We start from the raw sequence: 17,263 nt of genomic DNA, 5'->3' as shown, positions 1-17,263 counted from the left end.
ATGAGGCAGTTTGGACTTATATGCATCGTTTTTTTAACTTTATTGGGTAGCTGTACAAATAAAGTAACTAAACCTGAAAAATTAATAGATTATGTAAATCCTTTTATTGGTACAGATGGCCCTGGAAATACATATCCAGGGGCAACCGTTCCTTTTGGAATGGTTCAATTAAGTCCGGATATTGGTATTCCTGGATGGGATAGAATTGCAGGTTATTATTACCAAGATTCTATTATTTCTGGATTTTCTCATATGCATTTGCCTGGAACAGGAGCTGGAGATTTATACGATATTTTAGTAATGCCAACTAATAGTAAATTTTCAAAACGAATTAAAGAAAATAGTTTTAAGCCTTTTTCAAGCTTTTCTCATAATAAAGAAACCGCTTCTCCGGGTTATTATTCGGTTGATTTGTTAGATTATGAAATTAAAGCTGAATTAACAGCTACCAAAAGAACTGGGGTACATAGATATACATTTCCAAAAGATGATGCTAGTCAAATTACTATAGATTTAGGCTACGCATTAAATTGGGATAAACCCATGGATACTTATATAAATGTAATTGATGATACTACTATTGAAGGGTATAGAAAGTCTAAAGGTTGGGCAAAAGATCAACGTGTATATTTTGTAATTAAACTGTCTAAACCTTTTGAAACGTATCAAGTTTTTAAAAACGATTCATTAACAACTTCTCCAGTTACAGCTGTAAATACAAGAATTGTTTTAAATTATAAAACAGAAGAAGCAGAACAAATTGTTTTAAAAACGGGTGTTTCTTCTGCAAGTATTGAAGGTGCTCATAAGTCATTAACTATTGAAGCTCTTGATTTTAATTTTGATGAAATTAAATTAAAAGCTGAAGAAATATGGGAAAATGAACTTAAAAAAATTCAAATTTCAACAGTAGACACTACTAAAAAACATATTTTTTACACAATGTTGTATCAATCTATGTTAGCACCAACCTTGTTAAGTGATTACAATTCAAACTATAAAGGGGCAAATGATAGTATTGCAAAAGCAGTTGGTTTTGATAGATATGATACTTTTTCACTCTGGGATACCTACAGAGCAGCCCATCCATTATATACTATTTTACATTCAGATAGAACTTCGGATATGATTCAATCTTTATTAGCACATTATAAAGAAACTGGGTTATTACCAGTATGGTCTATGCAAGGAAACGAAACAAATATGATGATTGGTTACCATGCCGTTCCTGTTATTGTAGATGCTTATTTTAAAGGAATTAAAGATTTTGATAGCGAATTAGCTTTTGAAGCTTGTATTGCAAGTGCAACAGATAAATCTAGACAAATTGATGAATATATGGAACTTGGTTATGTTCCTGTTGATGAACATCACGAAAATTGGTCGGTTTCTAAAACATTAGAATACGCTTATGACGATTGGTGTATTGCGCAATTTGCAAAAGCATTAGGTAAAACTGATGCTTACAAAACATTTTTAAAACGTTCTGAAAATTGGCAAAATGTATACGATGCGCAAAGTACATTTATGCGTCCTAAATTAAAGAACGGAGAATTTGTAAAAGAGTTTATTCCAAAAGAATACTCACCTTATTTTTGTGAAAGTAATGCTTGGCAATATTTCTGGTCTGTACAACATAATGTAGAAGGTTTAACTAAAATTATTGGAGGTAATAATTTATTTGAAAAGAAATTAGATACTATGTTTTCTTTAAACCCACTTCCTGAAGATAAATTACCAATTTTTAGTACTGGAATGATTGGACAATACGCACATGGTAACGAGCCTAGTCACCACGTGGCATATTTGTACAACTACATAGAAAAACCTTGGAAAACTCAAGAGTTAGTGCGTGAAATTTTAGAGACTCAATATAAAAATGAACCAAATGGGCATTGTGGTAACGAAGATTGTGGACAAATGTCGTCTTGGTATGTGTTTAGTGCTTTAGGTTTTTATCCTGTAAATCCGGCACAGGGAGTTTATGCTTTTGGTTCGCCAAATGTTGATGCAGCAAGTTTAAATTTAGAAAATGGAAACATGTTTACCGTTGAAGCTAAAAATAATAGTTCAGAAAATATATACATTCAATCCATAGAGTTAAATGGTAAAATAATTGAACAAAATTATATTACACATAAAGAAATTATGAATGGTGGAAAACTGATTTTTACAATGGGAAATCTTCCTAATAAAAATTCTAAAAACACCATGGCTTTAAGTTCTAAAGTGTACAATTAAACCCAAGAGTATGTCACAAAGAAGAGATTTTATAAAAAAAGCAGCATTAGGTACCTTAGGAATTAGTACCGTTTTAAGCTGTAAAGAGCTTACCGAAAAGGAAGGTGATGCTTCTGAAAAAGTTGCGGTTAAGAACAAAAAAAAACCATTAATTATTTCTACTTGGAATCACGGTTTACCGGCAAATGAAGCAACTTGGAAGCAATTAAAAAATGGAAAACCAGCATTAGACGCTATTGAAGCAGGAATGAAAATTCCTGAAGCTGACCCAAAAGTAAGAAGCGTTGGTTATGGAGGTTTTCCAGATAGAGAAGGAAAAGTAACTTTAGATGCTTGTATTATGGATCATAACAGCGATTGTGGTTCTGTAGCATTTTTACAAGGAATAAAACATCCAATTTCAGTAGCAAAAAGAGTATTGCAAAATACACCTCACGTAATGTTATCAGGTAAAGGAGCTCTTCAATTTGCGCTTTCAGAAGGTTTTGTTGAAGAAAATTTACTTACTGCAGCAGCAGAAAAAGATTGGAAAAAATGGATAGAAGAATCTAAATACAAACCAGTAATAAATTTTGAAAATCACGATACAATATCCATGTTAGTAGTAGATGAGGATGGTAATATTTCTGGAGGCTGTACTACAAGTGGAGCAGCTTGGAAAATGCATGGTAGAGTAGGAGATTCTCCAATTATTGGTGCAGGGTTATTCTTAGATAATGAAGTTGGGGCAGCAGCAGCTACAGGTTTAGGAGAGGCTGTAATTAGAACTGCCGGAAGCGCTATGGTTGTGGAATTAATGCGCCAAGGAAAATCACCTTTTGAAGCTTGTAAAGAAATTGTTGAGCGTATCTATAATAAGCATAAAAATCATAAAGATATGGAGTATTTACAAGTTGGATTTATTGCTGTAAATAAAAATGGAGAACACGCAGGTTATAGCTTACGTTCCGGATTTAATTATGCAGTTTATGATGAAGAAAAAGGGAATAGAATGGAAGATGCACAATTTAAAATGTCTTGGGATAATTAAATAAATATTTATACAATAAAACTGTTGAAATGAAATTAATCTATAAATTTTTACTGCTAGCACTAATAATTGTAATAGCGTCTTGTTCAAAACCTAAGGTTTTTGTAGAAAGTGATATTCATATAATACCAAAACCTGTAGAATTGCAATTACAAGAAGGAGTATTTGAATTTACAAAAAACACACAAATTGTTGCAACCAATGCTTTTCAAGAAGAGTTGGCTAAGCAGTTTAATTTAAAGATTTATACAGCTGCAGGTTTTAATCTTGAAGTAGTTAAAGAGGTGTCAAATAGCAGTTATATTCAATTTATAACAGATTCAAAGTTATCAAAAGAAGGCTATACACTATCTGTAACAAATACTAAAATAACAATAATAGCAAGTGAAAATGCTGGTTTTTTATATGGTTTAGAAACCTTAAGGCAATTATTACCTCCAGCTATTGAAAGTCAAAAAGTAGTTGAGAACCAAGATTGGATAATTCCAGTTGTTGAAATAAAAGATCAGCCTCGTTTTCAATATAGAGGTTTAATGATTGATGTTTCGCGTCATTTCTTCAAAATTGAATATTTAAAAAGTGTAATAGATCGTTTAGCAATGCATAAAATGAATGTGTTGCACCTACATTTAATAGATGATCAAGGGTGGAGAATTGAAATTAAAAAATATCCAAAATTAACAGAAGTTGGAGCTTGGAGAGTAGATCAAGAAGACAAACATTGGGATGATAGATATACAACCTCACCTGATGAAAAAGGAACTTATGGTGGTTTTTATACGCAAGAAGAACTAAAAGAATTAGTAGCTTACGCAGCTACTAAAAGTGTAGAAATTATTCCAGAAATTGAAATGCCAGCACATGTATCTTCTGCAATTGCTTCGTATCCAGAATTGTCATGTCTAGAAAAGCCAATTGGAGTGCCTTCAGGTGGTTTATGGCCAATAACAGATATTTATTGTGCAGGTAAAGAGGGTACTTTTGAATTTTTAGAAAATGTTTTGTTAGAAGTTATGGAAATTTTCCCTTCAAAATATATTCATATTGGTGGAGATGAGGCCACAAAAACCAACTGGAAAATATGTCCACATTGTAAAAAAAGAATGCAAACAGAAGGACTTGAAAATGTTGAGGAATTACAAAGTTATTTTGTAAAAAGAATGGAGAAATTTATTAATTCAAAAGGAAAAAAATTAATTGGTTGGGATGAGATTTTAGAAGGAGGACTAGCCCCTGAAGCAACTGTTATGAGTTGGAGAGGCGTAAAAGGAGGTGTTGAAGCAGCAAAACAAGGTCACGATGTAGTTATGACACCTGGTACACATTGTTATTTCGACCATTATCAAGGGCCACAAAACGAAGAGCCATTAGCTTGGGGTGGTTATACGCCTTTAAGTAAAGTATACGAATTTGACCCTATTGTTGAAGATTTAACCGAGGATGAAACAAAACATATTTTAGGTGGACAAGCAAATTTATGGGCAGAACAAATTAAAACTGAAGACCATTCAGAATATATGATTTTTCCAAGATTAGCAGCTTTGTCAGAAGCACTTTGGTCTCCAAAAGAATCTCGTAATTGGGAAGATTTTTCTAAGAGAATTTCTTCAATGTTTAAGAGATATGAATTTTTAGATATCAATTATGCTAAAAGTGCATATCTAGTAACTTCTGATACGCAAATAAATTTAGAAGAAAATACTGTTGAAGTGTTGTTGAAAAATGAATTTCCTAACTCAAATATTAGATATTCAATAGATGGAACCGAATTAAATAGTACATCTAAAAAATATTCAGGACCTTTTAAAATTACAGAAACTACTAATTTAAAAGCTTCATTATTTGAAAATGACAAACCAATTGGAAAAGAGTTTAATCAAATTATAAAATTTCATAAAGCTGTTGGTAAAAAAGTTTCTTATAAAGAAATTTATAATGAAAGATATCAAGGTGCAGGAATATTTACTCTGGTTAATACATTACGAGGTACAAAAAACTTTCACGATGGTCAATGGCAAGCTTGGTTAGGTAAAGACATGGAGGTTGTAATAGACTTAGAAAAAGAAACTTCAATAAGTAATGTAATTGTAGGTTCTATGGAAAATCAAGGGCCGGGAATATATTATCCAACCAAAATTGAAGTATTTGTTTCTTTAAATGGAGAAAATTATAAGCAAGTAGGAAGTGTAGAAAGAGCTTATGTTAAAAACGCTACTTCAGAGCTAAAAGAATTTAAAATTGAATTCTCTACTGAAAAAGCACAATTTGTAAAAGTTATTGCAACTAATTTAAAAAAGACTCCAAATGGCGGAGATACTTGGTTGTTTATAGATGAAATTTTAATTGATTAAAAAATGAAAAATTTAACCACATTACTAGTAATTTTATTTCTTTTTAGCAATCAAATAAATGCTCAAGAGACTAAGTTAACTAAAGAAGAACGTTTAGAATGGTTTAAAAATGCGAAACTTGGTGTTTTTATTCATTGGGGATATTATGGTGTAAAAGGAATTGGAGAATCTTGGTCTATGTATCATAAAAGAATTTCTTATGAAGATTATATGTCGCAAGGAAAGGAATTTACAGCTGAAAATTACAATCCAGAATCTTGGGCAAAATTATTTAAAAAAATAGGAGCTCGCTATGCAGTACTTACAACTAAACATCACGATGGTGTTGCTTTATGGGATACTAAATTAAGTAAGTTAAATGTAAAAGAAAAAACACCTGCTAAAAAAGATTTGGTGCAACCTTACGTTGCTGCTTTAAGGAATGAAGGCTTAAAAGTAGGGTTGTATTATTCGTTATGTGATTGGTCACATCCAGATTATGAGGTGGTTTTTCCTCGTCCAGATACCAGAAAAAACTATCCACAAAAAAATCAAAAATTCTTATCACCTTGGCAGCGTTTTATAAAATTTAATAATGGTCAATTAAAAGAATTGAGCACAAAATTTAATCCAGATTTATATTGGTTTGATGGAGATTGGGAAAAATCTAGTGAACAATGGAGAGCTGAGTCTTTAAAAGATTCATTATTAGCCTGGAATCCTAAGGTAATTGTAAATTCAAGGTTGAAAACACACGGAGATTATAGTACTCCTGAACAAGGAATTCCTGTTGTTAGACCAGAAGGAGCTTGGGAGTTTTGTATGACTATGAATGACAACTGGGGATATTATCCAAGCGACACTAATTATAAACCAATATCTCAAATTGTTAGAACATTTGTTGAAGTAATTGCTTCTGGTGGAAATTTATTATTGAATATTGGGCCAAAACCAGATGGAACTATAGCAAAAGAACAAGTTGAACGTTTAGAAGCTTTAGGTGAATGGATTAAAAAACACGAAACGGCAGTATTTAATTCTAAAGCCGGTTTACCTTATGGACATTTTTATGGGCCAACTTTGTTGAGTAAAGACGAAACAAAGATTTATTTATGTTTATTTGACACTCCTAAAAATTATATTTCATTAAAAGGAATTCAAAATAAAGTGAAATCGATTAAAGTTTTAGGAAATAATCAAATCTTAAAGTATGTAAGAAATGGTGGAGCTGCTTGGAATAATATTCCAGGAATTTTAAGAATTGAAACGCCAAATGAAAAAAATATTGATGCTCATGTAACAATATTAGAAGTTGAGCTAGAAGGAGCTTTAAAATTGTATCGAGGACATGGAAACGCAGTAGAACTTAATTAGTAAATTATGAAAGATACCACATTTAAAATTTTATTTATACTGTTATTTATTAGTTTTTACTCTTGTAGTGAGAATAAAAGTATTGAAGGGAATTCTAATATCTTAAAAAAAGATTTAGTGGATTATGTTAATCCGTTGATGGGAACAGATTCTGAATTTAGTTTGTCTAATGGAAACACATACCCTGCAATTGCAACACCTTGGGGAATGAATTTTTGGACTCCAATGACTTCAAAAATGGGAGATGGTTGGACCTACAAATACGATGAATATAAAATTAGAGGAATAAAACAAACACATCAACCAAGTCCTTGGATTAACGATTACGCAGCGTTTTCATTAATGGCAACAACAGGAGATTTGAAATTTCAGGAAGATGAACGTGCATCATGGTTTTCTCATAAAGCAGAAACGGTGAAACCATATTATTACTCAGTTTATTTAGCGGATTATGATGTAACCGCTGAGGTTTCACCAACAGAAAGAGCTGCGCATTTTAAATTTACCTTTCCAGAATCTGAAAAATCATACATAATGTTAGATGCCTTTTTTAAAGGTTCTATGGTGAAGATTTTTCCAGAAGAACGTAAAATAATTGGGTATTGTAGAAATAATAGTGGAGGTGTTCCAGATAATTTTCATAATTATTTTGTTGCAGAGTTCGATAAAGATTTTGAAATAAATCATACTTGGAATGATGGTTGGAATTTAGTGGAAAACTCAACAAATAATGAAGGAGAACATGTGGGTGCTATTATCGGATTTAAAACTAAAAAAGGAGAAGCTGTACACGTAAAAGTCGCTTCATCATTTATAAGTCTTGAACAAGCACAGTTAAATTTGTCAAGAGAAATAGGTGCCGATACCTTTGTGGAGACTAAAGATAAAGTAAAACAAGCTTGGGAAACAGAATTAGGGCGTATTCAAATTCAAGATGATAACATAGATAATATTAGAACTTTTTATTCTAGTTTATATCGAGTGTTATTGTTTCCAAGAAAATTTTATGAGTTTGATGCTAATAATGAAGTAGTACATTACAGTCCATACAATGGAGAAGTATTACCAGGATATATGTTTACAGACAATGGATTTTGGGATACATTTAGAGCTGTATTTCCATTTTTTAATATGATGTATCCAGAATTAAATGGGAAAATTATGCAAGGCTTGGCAAATACTTATAAAGAGTCTGGATGGTTGCCGGAATGGGCAAGTCCAGGGCATAGAGATTGTATGATTGGTTCTAATTCCGCTCCAATTATTGCTGATGCTTTTTTAAAAGGTGTTAAAGATATGGATGTAGAAGTTTTATTAGAAGCAATGCTTAAAAATGCAACAGTTGCAGATGGAAGACCTGTTAATTCTGTAGGTAGAGCAGGTTTAGAATATTACAATACCTTGGGTTATGTGCCTTATAATGTAGGTATTAACGAAAATGCAGCGCGAACTTTAGAGTATGCTTATGCCGATTTTACCATTGCAAAAATGGCCGAAAAATTAGGGAAAATGGAGCTAGCAGAAAAATACTACAAGCAATCTATGAATTATAAAAATTTATTCGATCCAGAAACACATTGGATGCGTGGTAAAAATGAAGATGGTAGTTTTCAAGCACCTTTTAACCCTTTAAAATGGGGAGATGCTTTTACTGAAGGAAATAGTTTACATTATACTTGGTCTGTTTTTCATGATATAGATGGGTTAATTGATTTAATGGGTGGAAAAGAGCAATTTGCATCAAAATTAGATGAGGTTTTTGATATGCCACCTTCCTTTGATGCTTCATATTATGGCTTTACAATACACGAAATTAGAGAGATGCAAATTGCAAATATGGGGAATTATGCACACGGAAATCAACCAATTCAACATATGATTTACTTGTATAATTATGCAAATCAATCATACAAAGCTCAAGAGAAAGTTAGAGATGTTTTAACAAAACTATACGCTGCAACACCAGATGGATATTGTGGTGATGAAGACAACGGACAAACATCTGCTTGGTATGTGTTTAGTTCTTTAGGCTTTTATCCGGTAACCCCAGGAGCAGATGAATACGTAATTGGAAGTCCGTTATTTAAAAAAGCAACATTACATTTAGAAAATGGAAACACTTTTGAAATTAATTCAGAAAACAATTCTGAAAGTAATTTTTATATAGATGCAGCCAATTTAAATGGAAAACCATATAACAATACTTTTATAAAATTTGATGCTATTCAAAATGGTGGAGTGTTAGAATTTAAAATGAATAATACACCTAATGTAAATTGGGGAAGTGCTTCAGAAAGTGTTCCATATTCTTTAAGTACTTCAAAAAAATAAAAAGTTATAAATGAAAAAGTTGTTTTTTATATTATTAATTTCAATAAATTCATTTTCTCAAGGTATTTATGAAGAGGAAAGATATGTTCCAGAAACTGATCCGTTAGTTTTAGAGAAATTAGACGAATGGCAGGATAAAAAATTTGGATTGTTAATGCATTGGGCACCTTCCAGCCAATGGGGTGTACTTGCATCTTGGTCATTATGCCCAGAAGATTATGATTGGCAAAAAAGAACAAAAGGTAACAACCCGAATAACTACTTTAAATATAAAAAGGAATATGAAGGATTGAGAAAAACTTTTAATCCCACAAAATTTAACCCAGAAAAATGGTCTAAAGCTGCAAAAGATGCAGGGATGAAATACATGGTGTTTACCACCAAACATCATGATGGGTTTTCAATGTTTGATTCAAAGTATACAGATTATAAAATCACGGACAAAGAGTGTGCATTTAGTACAAACCCTAAAGCAAATATTACAAAGGAAATTTTCAATGCATTTAGAAATGAAGATTTTTGGGTAGGGGCATATTTTTCTAAACCAGATTGGAATCATGAAAATTATTGGGATCCATATTTTCCTCCTATAGATAGAAATGTAAATTATGACCCTCTTTCTCATCCAGAAAAATGGCAAAAATATGTAGATTTTACTCATAATCAAATTTTGGAATTAATGACCGATTATGGTAAAGTTGATATTTTATGGCTAGATGGAGGATGGGTGAGTAAAGCTTCTGATGAAGAAACTGAAAAATTTAATATTCTTAAGTTAAAGGATAGTAAAGGAGGTTATATGAAACATAAAATGGTGAGTCAAGATATTAAGATGGATGAATTGGTTTTAAAGGCTAGAAAAAAGCAACCAGGGCTAATTGTTGTTGATAGAGCTGTTTATGGGAAAAATCAAAATTACTTAACTCCAGAGAATAGAGTGCCAGATAAAACATTACCATATCCCTGGGAATCTTGTATAACTTCAAGTGAAGGGTGGTCTCATAGGATAAACTCTAAATATATGAAAGGTAGAGAAGGAATTCATACCTTAATTGATATTGTAGCTAAAGGAGGTAACTTATTATTAAATATTGCACCAACACCAGAAGGTGATTGGGAACCACAGGCATATGACCTGCTAAAGGAGTTTGAAGCTTGGATGAAAGTAAATAGTAGTGCCATATATAATACAAAACCAATTGCTCCATATAAAGAAAAAAATATATGCATGACTCAAAATAAAGAGGGAAATGTGTTTTTGTTTTATTTGGCTAAAGAAGGAGAAAATAAAATTCCTTCCGAAATTATTGTAAATTCTATAAGCCCAAAAAAAGGCGCTAAAATTAAAATGTTAGGATCTAATAAAAAGTTGAAATGGGAGAAAATGGAATCAGGATTTAAACTTTTAATTCCTGAAGAATTAAGAAATAATTTACCATCAAAACATGCTTGGACACTAAAAATTGAAGCTGTTAATTAATAAAATAATTATGTTTTTAAATACTTTTTTTAATATGAAGAAAGATATATTTTTTGCACTAGTTAGTTTTTGTATTGTATTTTCAATGCAAGCACAAGAACCAGTTGATTATGTAAATCCGATTATTGGGACTTCTAATTTTGGAGCAACATTTCCAGGACCTATTGCACCTAGAGGAATGGCTAGTATAAGCCCATTTAACGTTGCTGGTCCAGAAAATTTACCTTTAGAAAAAGACAGTCGTTGGTTGTCTAATCCCTACGTACACGAAAACACTTTTTTAACAGGGTTTAGTCAAGTTAACTTAAGCGGTGTTGGTTGTCCAGATTTGGGTGTTTTATTATTAATGCCAACAACAGGAGAACTTGAAACCGATCATTTAAAATATGGTTCTACGTATTCAAATGAAATTTCAAAAGCAGGATATTACAGTTCAGAAATTGATAAATATAATGTAAAAGCCGAGTTTACAACTTCTAAAAGGGTTGGTGTAAGTAAATTTACATTTCCAAAAGGGCAATCTAATATTTTATTGAATTTAGGTTTAGGGTTAACTAACGAACAAGGTGCTATGGTACAAGTGGTTTCTTCAACAGAAATTGAAGGAATGCGTTCTGTGGGTTCATTTTGTTACAACAGTCCAGAAGCTGCATATCCAGTTTATTTTGTAGCTAAATTTTCTAAACCAGCAGATAAATTTGGTGTTTGGAAAAAACCTACTACTTACAAAGGTGTAGAAGCACAATGGATGGGTTATAATGGTAAAACTAGGCTAATGGATGCTTCAATAAAAATGGTTGCTGGAGATAGTATTGGAACTTATTTTAGTTACAATTTTGATAAAATTGAAACTGTTGAAGTTAAAATAGGTGTAAGTTATGTAAGTATAGAAAATGCACGCGAAAATCTTGAAAAAGAAACGTCGAATAAAACATTTAATGATATTTATAAAGAAACTTATAACGAGTGGAATACATTACTTTCTAGAATTAAGGTTGAAGGAGGTTCAACAAATGATAAAACAGTTTTTTACACCGCTTTGTATCATACTTTAATTCACCCAAACACATTAAACGATTTTAATGGTGAATATCCTGAAATTAAAACAGGTAAAATAGGGAAAACCGATGGTACACGTTTTACTGTTTTTTCGTTATGGGATACTTATAGAAATGTGCATCAATTATTGTCATTAGTCTATCCACAACAACAGTCTAATATGATACAAAGTATGTTAGATATGTACGATGAAAATGGGTGGTTACCAAAATGGGAATTAAATTCTACAGAAACATTTACTATGGTTGGAGACCCAGCAAGTATTGTAATTACAGATACATATTTAAAGGGGATTCAAGATTTTGATGTAGAAAAGGCATATAATGCAATGCTAAAAAGTGCTGAACAGATTGAAAATAATCCAGTACGTCCGGGACTGAAAGATTATATTGAAAAAGGCTATTTAACAACCGATAATGGTGGGTCTGTTTCAACTACACAAGAATACAATGCAGCCGATTATTCTATAGCGTTATTAGCAAAAGAATTAGGTAAAACAGCCGATTATAAGCGTTATAAAAATCGTTCAATTTCTTACAGAAAACTATTTGATAAAAATATAGATTTATTAAGACCAAGACTAAGCAATGGTAATTGGTACGAACCTTTTGATCCTAACGATGGAGCTAACTTTACTGAGAATGTCGGTTTTATCGAGGGAAATGCTTGGCAGTATGCTTTTATGGTTCCACATGATATTTTAGGACTTAAAAAATTAATGGGAGGTAATAAAGCATTTACCAATCAATTACAAAAAGTTTTTGACGACAATCAATTTGATATGGCAAATGAGCCAGATATAGCCTATCCATTTTTATTTAATTATGTAAAAGGTGAGGAATGGAGAAGTCAGAAAACAGTTGAAGCATTAGTTAAAAAATATTTTAAAAACACATCCGATGGAATTCCTGGAAATGATGATACTGGAACAATGTCTACCTGGGTTGTGTATGCAATGATGGGTATTTATCCAATTGCCCCAGGAGAACCTAAATACACTATTACAAAACCATTATTTGATAAAATAACGATTCAATTAGATTCAAAGTATTATAAAAATAGTGAATTGGTTATTGAAAAAGAAACCAACACAAACGGATATATAAATCAAATTTTATTGAATGGTAAAAAACATAAAAGTTATTTTATTAACCATAATGAATTGGTAAATGGAAACAGCTTAAAAGTTATTTTGAAGTAAATAAAATCTAATAATATTAAAAATTAACGTTATGCTAAACTTGTTTTTAGCACCTTATCAAGTTTAAATATAACGGTTTTTATAATATGTGATCTTAAAAATGAAGACTTATAAGTTTCTTAAATTATAATAAGAAATGTGTGAGTAAATAAGTCAGGGTAATAAACGAAATGTATTATAGTACGAATAACCAGATGAATCAATAAAAATGAAATTAAATACACTTTTTATAACATTGTTGTTTACTGCAATTTTTTCAGTAAATGCTCAAGAAGAAATTACTTACACCGTATTTAAAAAAGAGCCAATAAATTTTAATGGTACTCCAGGAAAAGATATTGAAGTTGAACGGTTACAATCTGGAAGAATAATTTATAAAAAAGTATCGGTTCCAAAGTTTAAAAAAGGGACAGATGTTAGCATTAAATTAACGGTACGTTCAAATGGAGATCGTTGGGATAAGTCTGGTTCTTGTTTTGTGGTAAATAATTTAGATGAATTATCTATTATAGATATTTCAAAAGGGAATAAAGAATTTCCAATAGCTTCTACAATAGATACTAAATTTAAAGGTGTAAAAGCAACTGATACCTACAAGCCAGTTGTAGAGTTATTGCGTTTTATGACTCCTTTTGGTGTTGGATATTATAGCGATAATACTGTAAAATATAGAAGACCTGTTTACATTCCTTCTTGGGAAAAACAAGTAGTTTGGGAACAAGATATTTCACAATTAAAAAGTTTGGTAACAAATACTTTTTATGTTGGTGTTTGGATTGATAGTTGGACTGCAGAAGGGTATGAAGTAGACTTAGAATTAAGCTATTCTAATCGTTCTAGAAAAACTCAAAAAGTAATAGCTTTGGTAAATACTGTTCCGTATGTAAACGGGCAATCATTACCAGATTTTTTTGCAAGAACAGTTTTAGAGCAAACTTTTGAATTGCCTAAAAAAGCCAAAAATGTTAAATTGTATTACACCACTACCGGCCATGGTGGACATAGTGGAGGTGATGAGTTTATAAAAATTAAAAACAGTGTTTTTATAGATAATAAACTAGTTTTAGACACCGTTCCTTGGCGAGATGATTGCGCTTCTTTTAGAAGGTTTAATCCAACTTCTGGTGTTTGGATAAAAAAAGATTCCGCTTCCTATATAGATTCTAAAACAAGATCGTATCAAATAAAAGAAATTGAAGAACGTATTGCATCATCAGATTTGTCAAGATCTAATTGGTGTCCTGGTTCATCAGTAAAACCTTTTAAAATTGATTTAAGTTATCTAAACCCAGGAAAACATACTGTTAAAATTTCTATTCCAGCAACAGCAGCTGAAGGAGATAAATTAAATCATTGGCTGGTTTCAGCTTATGTTACCTATGAAGAATAGAGGTTTAAAAAATTAGTAAATATAATATCAATATAATAATGAAAAATTTATACCTGCTTTTATTTTTGGTGTTTGGACTTTATAATACTTCAAATGCGCAGAGTCTATACCCTTATCAAAACGCTAAATTACCTATTGAAGATAGAGTACAAGACTTATTGTCTAAAATGAGTTTAGAGGAAAAAGTCCGTCAAATGGATATGTATAAAGGCGCGTATTTTAAAGAAGGTGAAGAGTTTTCTGAATCTAAAACAATAAATACAATAGGAAATCTGGGAGTTGGAGCTATTCACGATATTTATCCAAATTCGGCAGAAATGATAAATAAACTTCAAAAAAATGTAATTGAAAGTAATAGATGGGGTATTCCAGCACTTATAGTGTGTGAAATGTTGCATGGATATTTTGGAGAAGGAGCTACAGCTTTTCCAATGAATATTGGTATGGGAGCTTCGTGGGATACAGATTTAATGAAAAAAGTAGGAACTGTAATTGGAACTGAAGCGCGTGCACATGGAGTTCATTTTGGGTTAGGTCCTGTACTTGGTGTAGGTAGAGAACCTCGCTGGGGAAGAGTTGCAGAAACATTTAGTGAAGATACCTATTTAGCCGGTGAAATTGGATTAGCAATGATTACTGGAATGCAGGGAGATTCACTTTCTTCAGATAGCTCTATTATAGCAGAACCAAAACATTTTGCAGTACATAGTTATCCGCAAGCTGGAGGTAATTCTTCACCAGTAATTGTAGGAGAACGAACAGCACGAGAAGATTTTTTACCTGTTTTTGAAAAAGCATATGTTAAAGGTGGGGCTTTAGGGGCTATGTGTGCCTATTCTGAATTAGATGGAATTCCTTGTGCTGCAAATGAGTGGTTATTAACAGATGTTTTAAGAAAAGAATGGGGATTTAAAGGAATTGTAGTTTCAGATTTAGGAGCTATAAAATATATTCAAACTACACATTACGCTGCAGACTCTCCTAAAGAAAGTATTAAGCAAGCAGTAACTGCTGGAGTAGATATGCAGTTTTATGATTTTTCAAATGAATTTTGGCAAAAAACTATTATAGAGCTTGTTAATGAAGGGGAATTGACAGAAAGTCAAATAAATAGAGCAGCTGGAGGTGTTTTACGACTTAAATTTTTGTTAGGTTTATTCGAAAATCCATACACAAAAACAAATTTAATTAAAGAGCGTTTTCATTCAAAGGAACATCAAGAAATCGCTTTAGAGGTAGGACGTAAATCTGTTGTTTTATTGAAAAATAAAGAAGAAACGTTACCGCTAAGTAAAAAATTAACTAAAATAGCTGTAATTGGTCCTAATGCAAATGCTTCTAGATTAGGAGGTTATTCGGTAAGAAATAAAGTTGCAACTACAGTTTTAGAAGGTATAAAAAAAGTTGTAAGTCCTACTGCAAAAGTTTTTTATGAAGAAGGAGTTCCACTAATAGTTAAAGGACAAGTAATTCCTTCTGCTAATTTACTTACTCCAGATGAATCTCAAAATGGATTGAAAGGAGAGTATTTTAATAATAGAAAACTAGAAGGAAAACCAGCGCTAACAAGAATAGACAAACAATTAGATTTCGATTGGCCTTGGTCACCTGCAGATGGTGTAAATGATGATGAAATTTCTATTAGATGGACTGGATTTATTAAGGGAGATAAATCTTTTGAGGGTTGGTTGGGTTTAAGTTCAGATGATGGTATTAGAATGTGGTTAGATAACGAGTTAGTTATTGATAATTGGAGTAAAGGAAGTACTAATATTGTTACAACTCCAGTAAATATAGAAGCCGGAAGAAAATATAAAGTCCGCATAGAAATGTGGGAAGGTGGCTGGGGAGCTAGAGCCCATTTGCGTTGGAATTTAGAAAAAGTAGATTTTCAGCCAGCTATTAATATTGCTAAAAATGCAGATGTAGCAATTGTAGTATTAGGGGAGTCTAAAGAGTTGGTTGAAGAAAATAGAGATGTGGCTACTTTAGATTTACATGGAAAGCAAGAAGCGTTAATAAAAGCAATTCAGAAAACAGGCACACCGGTAGTTTGTGTGTTGTTAAACGGGCGTCCACTTTCTATAAATTGGATAGATGAAAATATTCCAGCAATTGTTGAGGCTTGGTTTCCAGGTGAAGCAGGAGGAAAAGCTGTGGCAGATGTGTTGTTTGGTAATTATAATCCAGCAGGAAGATTGCCTATTACTTTCCCTAAATCTGTTGGGCAATTGCCAATTTATTACAATCAAAAACCTTCAGCAATACATAGATATGTTAGTGAAAGTGAAAACCCACTATACGCTTTTGGATATGGATTAAGTTATACTGAATTTAAATATTCAGACTTTAGCTTAAGTTCAAAAAAAATTAATATTGATGGAGAAATTAAAGTGAGCGTAAATGTTAAAAATATAGGAAATTATGATGGAGATGAAGTTGTTCAATTATATATTAATGATATTTATAGCAGTGTAACAACTCCTAAAAAAACTTTAAAAGGGTTTAAAAGAATACATCTTAAAAAGGGCGAAACAAAGAAAATTGAATTTGTATTAACTTCAGAAGAGCTTTCCATTTGGAATCGGAAAATGGAGAAAATAGTAGAGCCAGGAGAATTTGAAGTTATGATTGGTGGAAATTCTCAAGATTTACAAAAACTAATGTTTGAGGTAGTAGAATAATTAAGCTAAAACCTTTAAAAGACGATATTAAAAAACTTGAAATTTTTTTAAAAAGTAGCTAAAATTCTTTTTTGAGTGAATTATATAAAATTTTTTCAATAAACAAATTGAAACATCATATTTATATTAGGTAAAATGTGTTT

General features: G+C 31.6%; 9 protein-coding genes. All 9 read left to right on the top strand.

Annotation, left to right across the window (positions count from 1 at the left end; translation table 11 throughout):
• The 9 genes from MHL31_RS07105 (at position 1) to MHL31_RS07065 (ending at position 17,120) form a co-directional block, all read left to right on the top strand.
• Positions 1-2,241 carry a GH92 family glycosyl hydrolase gene (locus MHL31_RS07105; RefSeq protein ID WP_240228440.1) on the top strand — a complete coding sequence of 747 codons (2,241 nt, stop codon included), beginning with the start codon at positions 1-3 and terminating at the stop codon, positions 2,239-2,241.
• 10 nt (positions 2,242-2,251) lie between these two features.
• A complete protein-coding gene (locus MHL31_RS07100; RefSeq protein ID WP_240228438.1) occupies positions 2,252-3,271 on the top strand; it encodes a N(4)-(beta-N-acetylglucosaminyl)-L-asparaginase in 1,020 nt (339 codons plus the stop codon).
• Positions 3,272-3,300: 29 nt separating this feature from the next.
• Complete coding sequence (locus tag MHL31_RS07095) at positions 3,301-5,622, top strand: glycoside hydrolase family 20 protein (protein WP_240228436.1); 2,322 nt, start codon at positions 3,301-3,303, stop codon at positions 5,620-5,622.
• A gap of 3 nt (positions 5,623-5,625) precedes the next feature.
• Entirely contained in the window at positions 5,626-6,975 is a 1,350-nt protein-coding gene (locus tag MHL31_RS07090; RefSeq protein ID WP_240228434.1) for an alpha-L-fucosidase, read from the top strand.
• Positions 6,976-6,981: 6 nt separating this feature from the next.
• Positions 6,982-9,306, top strand: a complete 2,325-nt coding sequence (locus MHL31_RS07085) for a GH92 family glycosyl hydrolase (protein ID WP_240228432.1) — start codon at positions 6,982-6,984, stop codon at positions 9,304-9,306.
• Positions 9,307-9,316: 10 nt separating this feature from the next.
• Complete coding sequence (locus MHL31_RS07080) at positions 9,317-10,786, top strand: alpha-L-fucosidase (RefSeq protein WP_240228430.1); 1,470 nt, start codon at positions 9,317-9,319, stop codon at positions 10,784-10,786.
• Between the two features lie 34 nt (positions 10,787-10,820).
• Positions 10,821-13,046, top strand: coding sequence for a GH92 family glycosyl hydrolase (locus MHL31_RS07075; protein WP_240228429.1), 2,226 nt, complete (start codon positions 10,821-10,823; stop codon positions 13,044-13,046).
• A 208-nt stretch (positions 13,047-13,254) separates the two neighbouring features.
• The gene (locus tag MHL31_RS07070; protein ID WP_240228427.1) at positions 13,255-14,436 is read left to right on the top strand and encodes a PNGase F N-terminal domain-containing protein; all 1,182 of its coding nucleotides are present in this window, start codon (positions 13,255-13,257) and stop codon (positions 14,434-14,436) included.
• A gap of 38 nt (positions 14,437-14,474) precedes the next feature.
• Positions 14,475-17,120, top strand: coding sequence for a glycoside hydrolase family 3 N-terminal domain-containing protein (locus tag MHL31_RS07065; RefSeq protein WP_240228425.1), 2,646 nt, complete (start codon positions 14,475-14,477; stop codon positions 17,118-17,120).
• The last annotated feature ends 143 nt before the right edge of the window (positions 17,121-17,263 follow it).

This window comes from Lutibacter sp. A80, from assembly GCF_022429645.1.
GTDB lineage: Bacteria > Bacteroidota > Bacteroidia > Flavobacteriales > Flavobacteriaceae > Lutibacter.
This window is presented reverse-complemented; position numbering and strand designations above follow the sequence as displayed.